The 13,846-nt window shown below is 64.1% G+C and carries 15 protein-coding genes; 10 read left to right on the plus strand and 5 right to left on the minus strand.

From position 1 onward, the window contains the following. The first annotated feature begins 19 nt into the window (after positions 1-19). Positions 20-388 carry a DoxX family protein gene (locus tag ACFWO3_RS19865; protein WP_378580977.1) on the plus strand — a complete coding sequence of 123 codons (369 nt, stop codon included), beginning with the start codon at positions 20-22 and terminating at the stop codon, positions 386-388. Here ACFWO3_RS19865 and ACFWO3_RS19870 read toward each other — a convergent pair. Beyond that, positions 323-871, minus strand: coding sequence for an Lrp/AsnC family transcriptional regulator (locus tag ACFWO3_RS19870; RefSeq protein ID WP_378580979.1), 549 nt, complete (start codon positions 869-871; stop codon positions 323-325). The genes ACFWO3_RS19865 and ACFWO3_RS19870 overlap by 66 nt on opposite strands. Positions 872-1,031: 160 nt before the next feature. Here ACFWO3_RS19870 and pdhA point away from each other — a divergent pair, with 160 nt between their 5' ends. Genes pdhA through ACFWO3_RS19895 form a run of 5 tightly spaced genes read left to right on the plus strand, consistent with a single transcriptional unit; the run spans position 1,032 to position 6,228 of the window. Then, positions 1,032-2,144 carry a pyruvate dehydrogenase (acetyl-transferring) E1 component subunit alpha gene (gene pdhA / locus ACFWO3_RS19875; RefSeq protein WP_378580981.1) on the plus strand — a complete coding sequence of 371 codons (1,113 nt, stop codon included), beginning with the start codon at positions 1,032-1,034 and terminating at the stop codon, positions 2,142-2,144. Continuing rightward, entirely contained in the window at positions 2,141-3,118 is a 978-nt protein-coding gene (locus tag ACFWO3_RS19880; protein WP_378580983.1) for an alpha-ketoacid dehydrogenase subunit beta, read from the plus strand. The genes pdhA and ACFWO3_RS19880 overlap by 4 nt, the downstream gene beginning before the upstream one ends. A gap of 35 nt (positions 3,119-3,153) precedes the next feature. Next, complete coding sequence (locus ACFWO3_RS19885) at positions 3,154-4,347, plus strand: dihydrolipoamide acetyltransferase family protein (RefSeq protein ID WP_378580985.1); 1,194 nt, start codon at positions 3,154-3,156, stop codon at positions 4,345-4,347. Between the two features lie 4 nt (positions 4,348-4,351). Next, positions 4,352-5,581, plus strand: coding sequence for an MFS transporter (locus ACFWO3_RS19890; protein ID WP_378580986.1), 1,230 nt, complete (start codon positions 4,352-4,354; stop codon positions 5,579-5,581). An 8-nt stretch (positions 5,582-5,589) separates the two neighbouring features. Continuing rightward, on the plus strand, positions 5,590-6,228 hold the full coding sequence (locus ACFWO3_RS19895) for a hypothetical protein (protein ID WP_378580988.1): 639 nt from the start codon (positions 5,590-5,592) through the stop codon (positions 6,226-6,228). 53 nt (positions 6,229-6,281) lie between these two features. On the opposite strand, the gene ACFWO3_RS19900 is transcribed toward ACFWO3_RS19895, so the two are convergent. Genes ACFWO3_RS19900 through ACFWO3_RS19910 form a run of 3 tightly spaced genes read right to left on the minus strand, consistent with a single transcriptional unit; the run spans position 6,282 to position 9,168 of the window. Next, entirely contained in the window at positions 6,282-7,712 is a 1,431-nt protein-coding gene (locus ACFWO3_RS19900) for an NAD(P)(+) transhydrogenase (Re/Si-specific) subunit beta (protein WP_378580989.1), read from the minus strand. Continuing rightward, a complete protein-coding gene (locus ACFWO3_RS19905) occupies positions 7,712-8,053 on the minus strand; it encodes an NAD(P) transhydrogenase subunit alpha (RefSeq protein ID WP_378580990.1) in 342 nt (113 codons plus the stop codon). The genes ACFWO3_RS19900 and ACFWO3_RS19905 overlap by 1 nt, the downstream gene beginning before the upstream one ends. Beyond that, entirely contained in the window at positions 8,053-9,168 is a 1,116-nt protein-coding gene (locus ACFWO3_RS19910; RefSeq protein WP_378580992.1) for a Re/Si-specific NAD(P)(+) transhydrogenase subunit alpha, read from the minus strand. The genes ACFWO3_RS19905 and ACFWO3_RS19910 overlap by 1 nt, the downstream gene beginning before the upstream one ends. Positions 9,169-9,429: 261 nt before the next feature. Here ACFWO3_RS19910 and ACFWO3_RS19915 point away from each other — a divergent pair, with 261 nt between their 5' ends. The 3 genes from ACFWO3_RS19915 (at position 9,430) to ACFWO3_RS19925 (ending at position 11,438) form a co-directional block, all read left to right on the plus strand. Beyond that, a complete protein-coding gene (locus tag ACFWO3_RS19915; protein WP_378580993.1) occupies positions 9,430-9,795 on the plus strand; it encodes a DUF488 domain-containing protein in 366 nt (121 codons plus the stop codon). A gap of 148 nt (positions 9,796-9,943) precedes the next feature. After that, positions 9,944-10,753 carry a maleylpyruvate isomerase family mycothiol-dependent enzyme gene (locus ACFWO3_RS19920; protein WP_378580994.1) on the plus strand — a complete coding sequence of 270 codons (810 nt, stop codon included), beginning with the start codon at positions 9,944-9,946 and terminating at the stop codon, positions 10,751-10,753. Positions 10,754-10,757: 4 nt separating this feature from the next. After that, the gene (locus ACFWO3_RS19925; RefSeq protein ID WP_378580995.1) at positions 10,758-11,438 is read left to right on the plus strand and encodes a Type 1 glutamine amidotransferase-like domain-containing protein; all 681 of its coding nucleotides are present in this window, start codon (positions 10,758-10,760) and stop codon (positions 11,436-11,438) included. 1 nt (position 11,439) lies between these two features. Here the strand turns inward: ACFWO3_RS19925 and ACFWO3_RS19930 are convergent, their stop codons facing one another. Beyond that, positions 11,440-11,769, minus strand: coding sequence for a hypothetical protein (locus tag ACFWO3_RS19930; RefSeq protein ID WP_378580996.1), 330 nt, complete (start codon positions 11,767-11,769; stop codon positions 11,440-11,442). Between the two features lie 516 nt (positions 11,770-12,285). Here ACFWO3_RS19930 and ACFWO3_RS19935 point away from each other — a divergent pair. Next, entirely contained in the window at positions 12,286-13,659 is a 1,374-nt protein-coding gene (locus ACFWO3_RS19935; protein ID WP_378580998.1) for an FAD-binding oxidoreductase, read from the plus strand. Positions 13,660-13,846 lie beyond the last annotated feature (187 nt).

Below are 13,846 nucleotides of genomic sequence, written 5' to 3' on the forward strand. Positions count from 1 at the left end.
AAGAGAACGGAGACCGGACGTGAATGCAGTTCTCATCGTGTGCGCCGTGGTGCTCGCCATCGCTTCCCTGGCCGTCAGTGTTCCCAAACTCCGGCTGCAGGGCACGGTGTGGTCCTCACTCCGATCCCGAGGCCTCGTGGAAAACCAGGTGCGCATGATCGGTGCTGCCGAGGTAACGGGCGGTGTCGGTCTGCTGATCGGCCTCTTCGTGTGGCCCATCGGGGCAGCCGCCGCAGCGGGACTGCTCCTGCTCGGCCTCGCGGCAACCGGCTTTCACGTCAAGCACGGGGACTACGGCAATCCCGATACCCGCGCCACTTCCCTACCTGCGGTGTACTTCGCGGTTCTGGCCGCCGTCACCCTCGTCCTCTTCCTGGTTGTCCGCTGACGCCGTGCTGGGGATACTCCCGGCAAGTCGCTCGAGAAGTGGGGTCAGTCTCGGGCCCACGAGTTCGCGCATGACGAGGGCCATGTTCGTCCGCTCCACACCGGGAATTTCCAGGATCAATCCGGCGAGCCGGTAAAGATCGTCCGCGTCGCGGGCCACCACCTTCACCGAAAGGTCCGTCTGCCCGGTCATACCCGAGACCTCGACCACTTCCGGAATATCGGCCAGTGCGTCCACCACGCCGTCGAGCTGATGCTGGTCGACTCTGGTTGCGACATACGCGGACAATGGATAGCCGAGGGCGCGTGGTGACACCCGTCGATCCATCGTCCCCAGTGCCCCAGAGCTCTCCCACCGGGACAGACGGGCCTGGACCGTATTTCGGGACAGACCCAGGCGTGCAGCCAGTTCCACACCGGTCGCACGAGGACTCTCGGACAACGCGAGCAACAATCGCGCATCGGTGGCATCCAGATTGGTCATTCTTCGCAGTCTGCCAGCGCCGACCCGCCCGTGTTCGTGCATTCTGCACAGTTCTGCGTCGGTCACTTGCGCACTTCGCCTCGAAGAGGATGCTGTGAGGTAGGACACGTTCACGGCGCGGTAGCTCACGAGGCCGCCCGCCGCGCAGGAGGTGTTGACGATGATCGACAAGATCCCGTACCCGATTCAGCTGGTCCAACCGGACGGCCGACGCGTACACCGGCCCGACTATGCACGACTCGTCGCGGACGTGGACTCCGACGCACTCCGCGCCCTGTACCGGGACCTCGTCGTCACCAGGCGCATCGACACCGAGGCCATCGCGCTCCAGAGGCAGGGTGAACTCGGACTCTGGGCACCGTCCACCGGCCAGGAAGCCGCTCAGGTCGGCTCCGCACGAGCCCTCGAACCGGACGACTACGCCTTCATCAGTTACCGCGAGCACGGGGTCGCGTACTGCCGCGGCGTGGACCCTGCATCGATGACGCGGATGTGGCGAGGATGCGCACTCTCGGGCTGGAACCCGGACAGCGTCGGCGTCACCAACCCGGCGATCGTGGTCGGAGCACAGAGTCTTCATGCGACCGGATATGCAATGGGCGCTCACCTGGACGGCGTCGACATCGCGACCATCTCCTACTTCGGCGACGGGGCCACCAGTCAGGGTGACACGGCAGAAGCGATGGTCTTCGCCCGCAGCCTCGACGCCCCCGTCGTGTTCTTCTGCCAGAACAACCAGTGGGCGATCAGCGAACCCGTCGCATTGCAGAGTCCCGTACCCATCGCCGGTCGTGCGGCCGGACACGGCATTCCATCGGTGCGCGTGGACGGAAACGACGTTCTCGCCGTGCTCGCCGTCACCCGTGAAGCCACCAGACGCGCTCGGGACGGCGGCGGCCCCGGATTCATCGAAGCCATCACCTACCGCATGGGACCGCACACGACCTCCGACGACCCGACGCGCTACCGCTCGGCCGCGGAAACCGAGGCTTGGCGCTCGCGCGATCCGATTCTGCGAATGCAGCGCCTACTCGAACGAGAAGAACTGTGGAGCGAAGAGTTCGACGGCCAGGTTCGCGATACCGCAGATCTTGTCGCTCGGCAGATGCGAACCGGCACGCTCGACGCACCCGACCCTGTCCCCGCTTCCCTCTTCGATCACGTCTACACCGAGCACCACCCACTCGTCGCGGCAGAAAAAGCCGAGTACACGGCGTATCTGGACGGATTCGGCACACAACAGTTCGGGACACGACAGGAGGTGCTGTCGTGACCACCATCGCCCTCGGCGCAGCAATCGGCGCCGGCCTCAGACGTAGTCTCGAACGCGACCGCAAGGTGATCGTCATGGGTGAAGACGTCGGCGCACTCGGTGGGGTCTTCCGTATCACCGACTCACTTCAGAAGGACTTCGGCGACAATCGCGTCATCGACACCCCTCTCGCGGAGTCCGGAATCATCGGGACCGCGTTCGGATTGGCCCTGCGCGGCTACCGTCCGGTCTGCGAAATACAGTTCGACGGATTCGTCTACCCGGCGTTCGACCAGATCGTGTCGCAGGTCGCGAAAATCCACTACCGTACGGGCGGCGCAGTCCGAGCCCCCATCACAATCCGAATCCCGTTCGGCGGCGGAATCGGTGCTGTGGAACATCATTCCGAGTCACCGGAAGCCTATTTCGCACACACGGCCGGCCTCCGAGTCGTCAGCCCCAGCAACCCTGCCGACGCCTTTCACATGGTCCAGCAATCCGTCGCCTCCGACGATCCGGTCGTGTTCTTCGAACCGAAACGCCGCTATTGGGACAAGGCTGACGTCGACCTGTCGGCATCAGCCGATCTACCCTTGCACAGTGCCCGCATCGTCCACCACGGCACGGACGCCACGGTGGTCGCGTACGGCGCAATGGTCTCCACTGCACTCTCTGCCGCCACGATCGCAGAGGAGGAAGGTCGGTCCCTCGAAATCGTCGATCTGCGATCGCTCTCCCCCATCGACTTCGACACCGTCGAAGAATCGGTTCGGCGAACGGGACGGCTCGTCGTGGCGCACGAGGCGCCCACCTTCCTCGGCTTGGGCGCCGAGATAGCCGCCCGCATTTCCGAGCGGTGCTTCTACCAACTGGAGGCGCCGGTGCTTCGGGTGGGAGGTTTCGACATCCCCTACCCGCCTGCGAAGCTGGAACTACACCATCTGCCCGACGCCGACCGCCTCCTCGACGCGGTCGACCGGAGCCTCGCCGCCTGACACGTTCACCCGGCACGCGATCGGAAGGAGCACTCGTGGCGCACGAATTTCGAATGCCCGACCTCGGCGAGGGTCTCACCGAAGCCGAGATCGTTTCGTGGTCGGTGGGCGTCGGGGATCGGGTGGCACTCAATCAGGTCATCGCCGAGGTCGAAACCGCAAAGGCTCTGGTCGAGCTGCCTTCTCCGTACTCGGGAGTCGTCGAAGCGATTCTGGTGGCAGCATCCACCACGGTTCCCGTCGGCACGCCGATCATTCGCATCGCGGCGGACGACTCGGCCGACCCCGGACCGGACGAGTCCGATACCCATCAGGTGCTGGTCGGCTACGGGCCCGGCGCCGATCCCCCGAGCCGCAGACGACGAGCACCCACCCCTCGTACGGTCGACCCCGCTCGTCCCGATGCCTCGCCGGCCGCTCGCGCGGCAGCGCGTGCACGCGGCATCGACCTCACCACGGTGCGAGGGACCGGTCCGGGCGGCGCCGTGACCGTGACAGATCTCGACAGCCTCGGCTCCCACACCGAAACCACGGCATCCACCGTTCGCAACGCCGGCGTACGGAAGCAGATGGCCGCCGCCATGACGACCAGTGCGTTCACCGCGCCCCAGGTGACCGTGTTCCTCACCGTCGACGTGACCCGCTCGATGGAGCTACTGGACCGAATCCGGCACCTCGACGCGTTCGAAGGTCTTTCACCGACACCGCTCACACTGGTCGCGAAGGCCATGGTCACCGCGCTCCGCGATATGCCGGAGGTCAACGCCGCGTGGGACGAGGCCGAGAAGGACGTGGTGCAGCACCGCTACGTGAATCTCGGCATCGCCGCGGCGACTTCCCGCGGCCTCGTCGTCCCCAATGTGAAGAACGCCGAGAACGCAACTCTCGCCGAGTTGTGCCGCGCGATCCACGAACTCGTCGAAACCGCCCGGGCCGGCCGGACCACACCAGCAGACCTCCAGGGTGGAACCATCTCGATCACCAACATCGGGCCCTTCGGGATGGACACCGGAACGCCCCTTCTCAATCCGGGCGAGGCCGCGATCCTATGCTTGGGACTGATATCGAAACGGCCCTGGATTCACGAAGGAGAGGTTGCCGTGCGCGACGTGACGACGCTGTCTCTCACGTTCGATCATCGCGTACTCGACGGCGCGCAAGCCTCCCGCTTTCTCGCCGCCATCGGGCACATGCTCGACGATCCCGCCCATCTGATGGCGCACCTGTGATCGCGTGACCGATACCGAAACTACGCACCAAGCCGAACTTCTCCGACGCGCGCGAGCCGGAGTATTCGGGATCTTCTGGGTGAACGGATTCCTGCTCGGACTGTGGGTCGTCCACATCCCTGCCATCGAGTCCAAGATCGGGATCAGCCACTCCACCCTGGGCACACTGTTGCTGCTGCTGGCCTGCGGAGCCATCGGCGGTATGCAGGTCAGCGGACCACTCACCGACCGATTCGGTAGCCGCACGCTCGTCTTCGCGGCAGCGGTTCTACTTTCCGTCGCCGCTGTCGGCCCGGGGGTCGCCACCCAGGCCTGGCATCTCGGGCTCGCTCTCGTGCTGTTCGGGTTCGCGAACGGAAGCCTCGATGTCGCGATGAACACGCAGGCCGTCGAAGTGGAGAGACGGTATCGACGCCCGATCATGTCGGCGTTCCACGCGTTGTTCTCGATCGGCGGCGTGTCGGGCTCTGTGGTCGGAGCTGCAACGCTCGGCGTGGGCGTCGGTCCCGCGCCGACACTTGCGTGTTCAGCGATCGCGGGCATCATCGCCACCACCGCTTTCACTCGACTTCTCCTCGTCCGTCGCGAGCCCGCCCACCGAGCGGAACCTGCCGAACAGGCCCATGGGCGTTTCTCCGCCCGAGTGCTCGCGCTCGGTGCACTCGCCTTCGTCCTCATGCTGTCGGAGGGTGTCGCGAACGACTGGAGCACTCTTCAGGTCAAGGACCACCTGGGCACGAACGACTCCACCGCAGCACTCGCGTTCGGTGCGTTCTCGTTGACGATGACACTCGGCCGACTGACCGCCGACAGAGTGGCCGGCGCGCTCGGTCCGGTTGCAATCGTGCGGTACGGCGCGCTCATCGCAGCGACGGGCTTGATTCTGATCATCACATCCAGCGAGATATTCATCACACTCACCGGATGGGCCCTCTTCGGCATCGGACTGTCCGGGACCGTGCCGCAGATATTCACCACCGCGGGCAACCTCGGGAGCGGGTCCGCCGGAACCAACATGTCGAGGGTCGTCGGACTCGGCTACCTGGGATTTCTCGCCGGTCCGGCAATCATCGGCTGGGTCACGATCGCCGTTCCGCTGACAGTCGCGATGGTCGTCCCGCTCGTCTGTGTTCTCGCCGCCGCAGCGGGCGCAGGCACGGTCCGGAGAACTGCGATCCACTCGGACGTAGATCACAGTTCCGTCTCATTGTCCGTTCAGGATTTGGATGGATGATAGAGCGCGTGATTGCAATCGACTCCACTACGAGCACGGAGACAAGACTGCGTCACAGCGCTCGCCGGATAGCTTTGGCAGTGGTGGGCGCGGTGGCCCTTTTTGCGCTCTATGCCGTCCGCCCCACCAGTAGTCCCATCGCTCTGCCCCAACAGCTGAAACCGCTCGCCCAGTCCGCGATAGGTCTGGTCGACGTCACCTCGATGCTGGTTGCCACCACCGCAATTGCCGTGGTGGCGATCGTCCGCACCCTGCCCTATGGCGTGGGGGCGGTACTCACTCTCAGCGTCGGGGCGAACCTCACGTCCGCCGCGATTCAGACGTGGGCAGCGGGCTCGCCGAGCGAGATCCTGCCCAGCGGACATCTGGTTGCCGTTGCCGCGGTTCTGAGCTCGGCTCTACTCGTGGCGGCCAAGCAGTACGTGCCGGCCATTCGCGGTCTCGGCTTCGTCCTCGTACTCGGCTTTGCAGGCGCGAGCACTCTCGTTCAACCGATGTCGCCGATCGGGATCGTCGCAAGCGTGGTGATAGTCGCCGTGTGGTGGATGATCGCCTCGACTGTGATGCTCTACTCCCCCAGTGCCGCGAAGCGTGAAGAGCTCCGACCGGACACCGCGGCAATCGCCCTCTCGCGTCGCCGCTACTGACCCCTCCGTGAGTGGTTGACGAGTCCCTGGACTCGTCAACCACTCACAGGTGTCTAGAGGGCCTTGAGCTCCTCGGTGACCTCACCGACGGACTTCTTGGCATCGCCGAAGAGCATCGATGTGGTGTCCGCGAAGAACAGCGGGTTCTCGATCCCGGCGAAGCCGGAGTTCATCGAACGCTTGAGCACGATCACTGCCTTCGACTGGTCCACGTTGAGGATCGGCATACCGTGGATCGGCGACGACGGATCGTTGCGCGCCGCCGGGTTGGTGACGTCGTTGGCGCCGATCACCAGCGTGACATCGGTGCGCGAGAACTCGTCGTTGATGTCGTCCATTTCCTTCATGGCGTCGTACTCGACGTCGGCCTCGGCCAGCAGCACGTTCATGTGACCGGGCATACGACCGGCGACCGGGTGAATCGCGTACTTGACCTCGACACCCTTCGCTTCCAGCAGCTTGGCCATGTCCTTGACGGCGTGCTGGGCCTGCGCAACGGCGAGGCCGTAACCGGGCACCACGATCACCTGGTTGGCGTATGCCATCTGGATCGCAGCGTCGGCTGCCGATGTCGACTTGGCGGTCTTCGCAACCCCGTCGCCGGCAACTGCAGCGGCAGCGCCACCACCGAATCCGCCCGCCACGATCGCCGGGATGGAACGGTTCATCGCCTTGGCCATCAGGTTGGTGAGGATCGAACCCGAGGCACCGACGATCATGCCGGCCACGATCATCGCCTGGTTGTTCAGTGCGAGACCCGCGGCTGCGGCGGAGAGACCGGTGAGTGCGTTCAGGAGCGAGATGACGACCGGCATGTCGGCACCGCCGATCGGCAGCACCACCATCAGGCCCAGGACTCCGGCGAGCAGAAGGACGCCGACGATCCACCACTGGCTCGTACCACCGGAAGGATCGATCGCCTTAAGACCGATGACGACGGCGAGCGCAACGGCACCGATCAGGAGCAGTCCGTTGAGGGGCTGCTGCAGCTTGCCGATTCCGATGGGGCGACCGGGAAGTGTTTCCTGCAACTTCAGGAAGGCGATCACACTGCCCCAGAAAGAGATGGAGCCGATGATGGCCGCGAACAGCGACGCGATGACAATGTGCACCGTCGGCTGCTCACCGTGCTTGAACGCGGTGAATCCGTCCGAATCCAGGAACTCGCTGTAGGCGATGAGCGCGACCGTGCCACCACCGACACCGTTGAAGAGCGCCACCAACTGCGGCATCTCCGTCATCTTCGTACGGAGTGCGGGTGGAACACCCAGCACGACACCGACAACGAGGCCGGCCACGATCAGGATCCAGTTGGACATGTCCGCGTCACGGACGGAGATCAGGGTCGCGATGACCGCAACGGCCATACCGACGGCAGCGATCTGGTTCCCGCGCACAGCGGTCTTCGGGCCGGTGAGACCCATCAGACCGTAGATGAACATCGCGAACGCGACTATGTAGAGGCAATTGACGAGGTATTCCATTACCGATCGCCACCCTTCGCATCGGAAGCCGAATCAGCAGCGACAGGCGCAGCAGGCTTGGACTTGAACATGGCGAGCATGCGGTCGGTGACCACGAATCCGCCCACCACGTTGATCGTTCCGAACACGAGAGCGACGAACAGGATGACCTGCAGCCCCCAGTGCGGGTCGTGCACCTTGCCGAGCACGACGAGCGCACCGAGCACGACGATGCCGTGAATGGCGTTGGTACCGGACATCAGCGGTGTGTGCAGCGTGTTCGGGACCTTCGAGATCACCGCGAATCCGACGAAACCGGACAGGACGAGAATGGCGATGTTCGCCAGCAATTCGGTGTACATCAGCTTTCACCCTCCACTGAACGGGTGACACACGCCCCGGCGAGAACCTCGTCCGAGAAGTCGGGTGCCCACTTGCCGTCCACCAGCATCAGTTCCAACAGTGCGGACACGTTCTTCGAGTACAGCTCCGACGCGTGCTCGGGCATCGTCGCCGGCAGGTTGAGCGGCGAGCAGATGGTGACGTCGTGCTTGACGACGGTCTTCCCGGGCTCGGTGAGCTCGCAGTTGCCACCGGTCTCGCCGGCGAGGTCGACGACGACCGATCCCGGCTTCATGCCCTCCACCGCTGCCGCCGTCACCAGACGGGGCGCCGGCCTTCCCGGTACGAGCGCCGTGGTGATGACGACGTCGAAGCCCTTGATCGCGTCCTCGAGAGCTTGCTGCTGCTGGGCCCGTTCCTCGTCCGTGAGTTCACGGGCGTATCCGCCTTCGCCGGCGGCATCGATACCGAGATCGAGCCACTGCGCACCGACGGACCGCACCTGGTCGGCGACCTCGGGCCGCACGTCGTATCCCGTTGCGCGACCACCGAGGCGCTTCGCCGTGGCGAGTGCCTGCAAACCTGCGACACCAACGCCCAGAACGAGGACGGTGGCGGGTTTGACCGTTCCGGCGGCCGTGGTGAGCATCGGGAAGAATCGCGTCGATTCCGATGCTGCGAGCAGTACGGCTTTGTAACCGGACACGTTCGCCTGGGACGACAGTGCGTCCATCACCTGTGCGCGAGAGATTCGAGGAATCGCCTCGACCGCGAAGGCCTCGACGCCGGCCGACGTCAGGTCGGCGATCCTGTTGTCCTCGTTTCTCGGTGCGAGGAATCCGATCAGGCTCTGACCCGACTTGAACTTCGACACCTCCAGTGCCGACGGGGGCGCCACCTTGACGATGACGTCGGCCGACCACGGGTCTCCGATGGACGCTCCCGCCTCTGCGTACGCCTCGTCCGGGATCAGTGCGTCCACCCCTGCTCCGGCTTCGACGATCACGTCGAAGCCTTTGCCGATCAGCGGTGCCACAACTTTCGGCACCAATGCCACTCGACGCTCGCCCTCGCCCGTTTCACGAACGACGCCGACCGTCGGGCGCGGCTGAGCCACGCTCTCCGATGTATCCATTTTTCGACTTCCTGCGGTTGACGGTGGTTGGGCCGCGACGAGCGGCAACCATCCTGCGACCGGCGGAATGTGAACCGCCTCTCGAAATGAATTCCGATGATGATAGCCAGACCTCACCTCAGGTTCTAACGACATCTCGCATTCGACTTTGTCTGAATCGAGTCCGAACAGGCGTTCTCACAGCTCGTCCCACATCAATGTGAGACCGCTCACATGGTGCGTGGACGTACTCTGAGGTAAAAGCAACGGAGGTGTGGAGCGATGAGTGAACCGACCGTGACCGTCGAGCGTGTCTACGACCACCCCACCGACGAGGACGCCCTGCGCCTCTTCGTCGACCGTTTGTGGCCGCGCGGGATGCGCAAGGACGCTTTCCATTACGACGATTGGGCGAAGGATCTCGCTCCGTCACCGGCCCTGCGACAGTGGTACTCGCACGACACGTCCGTGTTTTCGGAGTTCAAGAAGAAGTATCTGTCCGAGCTGGATAGCAAGGACGGGAAGACCGCTGTGGACCGGGTTCTCGACCTTGCCGACGGCCGCCCACTCGTACTCCTCACCGCTACCAAGGACGTGGAGCACAGCCACGCCGAAGTACTGGCGGAGTTTCTCCGGCAGCTCCCGTGAGCTCACCCGACTCGTTCGAGGATCACGAGGCCGATCTCGGTGGTGACCCCGTGTGCTGGTTGGACCGAGTGTGCCCCGAGTGTGGGGCGTTCCTGACCGAGGGCGCACACTCGAGGTGCCCGCGTTGCGACAGAAATCAGGAGACGGAATGAACCGCACCGCAGTTCTGGATGCGTTGTTCGAGCAGTGGAATAGCCTCGACGACGTCCTGTCCGGATTGAACTCCGACGACTGGTACGCCCCGACCTCGCTGCCCGGGTGGACTGTTCACGATATTGCCGCCCACATCATCGGAACCGAGTCGCTGCTCGCCGGGATCGCTCCCCCGCACACGAGCATCGACGTTCGCGTTCTTCCCCACGTGCACAACGAGATCGGCGCTTTCAACGAGGAGTGGGTGGAGGGCCTCCGCGGGGAATCCGGAGCGGCCCTTCTCGAACGCTTCCGCGAGATCGTCGCGCGCAGACGGTCGGATCTTGCTGCCATGTCGGACGAGGATTTCGAGGCCGAAACCACGACTCCGGTAGGCCCTGCCCCTTATTCCCGGTTCATGCGTATCCGCGTATTCGACTGCTGGATGCACGAACTCGACATCGATGACGCATTGAATCGGACTCGGGACGAGACAGGCCTTCGTTCCGAGGTCGCATTCGAGGAACTGATCGCGTTGGTCGGCTACGCCGTGGGCAAGAAGGCGAAGGCGCCAACCGGAACACGTGTCGTGTTCGCGCTGTCCGGACCGATGGCGTGCCGGATCCTGGTGTCGGTCGACGAGCGCGCTTCCGTCGTGTCGGAGCTTCCGTCGCCCGCCACCGTGACGATCGGGATGGACGCACGGCTCTTCACGCGACTCGCGGGAGGCCGCACGTTCGCTCGCGATCACCGATCCGACATCACACTGGACGGCGACACAGTGGTCGGAACGTCCATCGTGGACAACCTCGCATTCACCATCTGATGCGATGAAGCTGTTTCTGTCCTCGTACAGGTTCGGTTCGAAGCCACAGCGTTTTCGTGACCTGACGGAAGAGGGTTCGGCGATAGCTGTCATCGCTGCGGCAGCGGATGCATGGCCGGCGAGCGCTCGGGCGTCCGGAGTCGTCAGCGATGTCGTGCCGCTGCAGCGGATGGGATATGAGGCCCGCGAGGTCGATCTGCGCGATCACATCGGAGATCCGGACTCGCTGGCCGAACGGTTGAAGCCGTTCCAGGCGGTGTGGGTCCGGGGCGGAAACACATTCGTGTTGCGTGCGCAATTGGCGCGGAGCGGAGCGGACACCGTGATCGGTCGACGCGTCGCCGAGAACTCGCTCGTGTACGCCGGTTACAGCGCGGGAGCGTGCGTGGCCGCACCGACGCTGGTAGGTCTGGATTCGAGTGACGATCCAGCCGAGGTGCGCCCCACATGCCGTGTCGACCCGTTGTGGGACGGCTTGGGTTTCGTCGACTTCTCCATAGTGCCGCACTTCCCCGACACGGGCGCGGGCGACTCAACGGCTGCGGCGGAAAGCGTTCCGGTCCTCGGTGACCTCACGGAAACGGGCCACACGGTTGCCGCGCTACGTGCCGCGGGAATCGAATACCGGACTCTCACCGACGACGAGGCGATCGTCGTCGACTCCGACGGAGTCCATGTGGAGTAGGTCAGCCGAAGACGGCGACCGGAGCGGGCTCGGCGATGGGTGCGACGCGATCGAGCGCCGCCCAGGTGACGTTGCAACGCTTGCGGGTGATCTCGTCCGCCTCGGCAAGGAGGGCGTCGAGGAATGCCTTGGGGCTCTGCTGCCACTCACGCTCCATGGTGGCAACCTCGGAGTTGGTGAACAGGCCCGAACCCGCAACGGCGAACAACCATTCGTCGAAGTCGCCGCGATGAATTTGCTCGATCATGTCGTAGTCGACGCCGCCATCCACGAACTCGTCCGAAAACATCGCCGACACGTAGCTGTGGGCATCACCGGTCGTAGCAATCATCAGTGCGGTCCTTCCGTGGTTGGCACGTGACACCAAGCTCGAAGTGATGTCCCTCACAAATCGAGGAAGTTTCGGATTCGGTGTAACGCTTCGCCTCTGTTCGACGATTGAGACGCTAACCGGTAGAAGAGTCAATTTGAATTGCGTCGCCGAAACGATCAGGTAACAGAGTTACGTTTGTGACCTGAGTTACACCTGAATTCACCTTGTGGTCGGCCCCAATTCACCGTCGCGACCAGCGCGTATACATCGAACAGTCGACACTCCGGGCCAAGCCTTCCTGTGCCGAAAAAAAGTTCGACACTTTCCCACTATCTGAGACGCCGTTGAAGAGTGGAGCAGCATAAAACCGAACAGTCGTTCTGATTCGGCCAATTTTGCTGGTCGAAGCACGTTTCGCCCCACCCGTCGATCGGATCGACAGCTGGACATTCGACCAAGAATTTCGGTCTCGACACCCTCTGTACTGTGAGGTATCCCACTTCATAACCGCTCGCCCCGGACCAGGAGTAGCCGATGACGGCCGAACCAGACCGCTTCGCGAGCCTCCGCGAGGCCCTGTCCGACGCAGCACTCACGACCGACCCGGACATCATGCAGTCGTACCGGCAGGACTGGGCTCGCGACCCGGATGCGGTCCTGCCCGCAGCGGTCGTCCGCGCTCGCAACACCGAGGACGTCCAGGCCGTCATGCGTTGGGCCACGGCGAACCGAGTTTCGGTCGTACCGCGCGGCGCCGGCTCCGGGCTCAGCGGCGGCGCGACCGCCGTGGCCGACTGCATAGTCCTGAGCACCGAACTCATGCGGAACTTCGAGATCGACCCCGTCACACGGGTAGCGGTCGTCGAGCCCGGTCTGCTCAACGTCGAGGTCAAGAATGCCGCCGCCGAGCATGGCCTCTGGTACCCACCCGATCCTTCTTCGTTCGAGATGTGTTCGATCGGCGGAAACGTCGCCACCAATGCCGGCGGCCTCTGTTGCGTGAAGTACGGCGTCACCGCCGACTACGTCCTCGCGCTGCGCGTGGTTCTCTCCGACGGCACCGCCGTCCGCCTGGGCGGCCCGAGGCTCAAGGAGGTCGCCGGACTGTCCCTGACCAAGCTGTTCGTGGGAAGCGAAGGCACTTTGGGTGTGATCACCGAGGCAACCCTGCGCCTGATCCCACAGCAACCCCCCTCGTGCACCCTGGTGGCGCCGTTTCCTTCCGTCCAATCCGCGGCCGACGCCGTACTTGCCATAACCCGGACCCTCCGACCGTCCATGCTCGAATTCATGGACCGCGTATCCATCGGAGCGGTCGAAGACGCCATGAGAATGGGCCTCGACCGCGAAGCGGAAGCCATGCTCATCGTCCGCTCCGACGCCCCCGGTGACGTCGCTGCACTCGAGATCGCCCGAATCTCCGACGCGTGCACCGAAAACGGCGCCGACGAGGTGTTCACCACCCACGACCCGGAGGAGGGCGAAGCGTTCGCCGCCGCACGACGCGCGGCGATTCCGGCGGTCGAACGGCTGGGCAGCCTTCTGCTCGAAGACGTAGGCGTTCCTGTCCCGAAACTGCCTGCGCTGGTGACGGGAATCGAGGAGATCGCAGCCCGACACGACGTGATGGTTGCCGTCATCGCACACGCCGGTGACGGGAACACGCACCCACTGATCGTGTTCGACCCGGAAGACACGGACATGACCGCGCGAGCCCATCTCGTGTTCGGCGAGATCATGGACCTTGCAATCGGACTCGGTGGAACCATCACCGGAGAACATGGCGTCGGCCGACTCAAAAAAGCCTGGCTTCCCGATCAGGTGGGCACGGACGTCATGGCACTGACCGAGCGCATCAAGACGGCACTCGACCCCCTCGGCATCCTCAATCCCGGTGCGGTCCTCTGAGAGCGGGCATCCGACCACCCGACTCGCCGATGAACGATCGTTACCGCTTCTTCGGACTCGGGCCATCGGGCGTTGGTACCCTGACGCGAACCCGTACACCGCTACAGCAGAGGTCCCGCTCGTGAAAAGGTTTCGTGGCATCACCCTTCTCACCCTTCCGGTCCTGGTCGCATCGACGTGCACGTTC

The organism is Rhodococcus sp. NPDC058521 (genome assembly GCF_042719695.1).
Classification (GTDB): domain Bacteria; phylum Actinomycetota; class Actinomycetes; order Mycobacteriales; family Mycobacteriaceae; genus Rhodococcus_F.

Bases quoted from the DNA above. Each gene is read 5' to 3' on its own strand.
- ACFWO3_RS19910 (WP_378580992.1), bottom strand. From the start codon at position 9,168: ATGGATACATCGGAGAGCGTGGCTCAGCCGCGCCCGACGGTCGGCGTC.
- ACFWO3_RS19900 (WP_378580989.1), bottom strand. From the start codon at position 7,712: ATGGAATACCTCGTCAATTGCCTCTACATAGTCGCGTTCGCGATGTTC.
- pdhA (WP_378580981.1), top strand. From the start codon at position 1,032: ATGATCGACAAGATCCCGTACCCGATTCAGCTGGTCCAACCGGACGGC.
- ACFWO3_RS19920 (WP_378580994.1), top strand. From the start codon at position 9,944: ATGAACCGCACCGCAGTTCTGGATGCGTTGTTCGAGCAGTGGAATAGC.
- ACFWO3_RS19915 (WP_378580993.1), top strand. From the start codon at position 9,430: ATGAGTGAACCGACCGTGACCGTCGAGCGTGTCTACGACCACCCCACC.
- ACFWO3_RS19935 (WP_378580998.1), top strand. From the start codon at position 12,286: ATGACGGCCGAACCAGACCGCTTCGCGAGCCTCCGCGAGGCCCTGTCC.
- ACFWO3_RS19930 (WP_378580996.1), bottom strand. From the start codon at position 11,769: ATGATTGCTACGACCGGTGATGCCCACAGCTACGTGTCGGCGATGTTT.
- ACFWO3_RS19870 (WP_378580979.1), bottom strand. From the start codon at position 871: ATGACCAATCTGGATGCCACCGATGCGCGATTGTTGCTCGCGTTGTCC.
- ACFWO3_RS19925 (WP_378580995.1), top strand. From the start codon at position 10,758: ATGAAGCTGTTTCTGTCCTCGTACAGGTTCGGTTCGAAGCCACAGCGT.
- ACFWO3_RS19905 (WP_378580990.1), bottom strand. From the start codon at position 8,053: ATGTACACCGAATTGCTGGCGAACATCGCCATTCTCGTCCTGTCCGGT.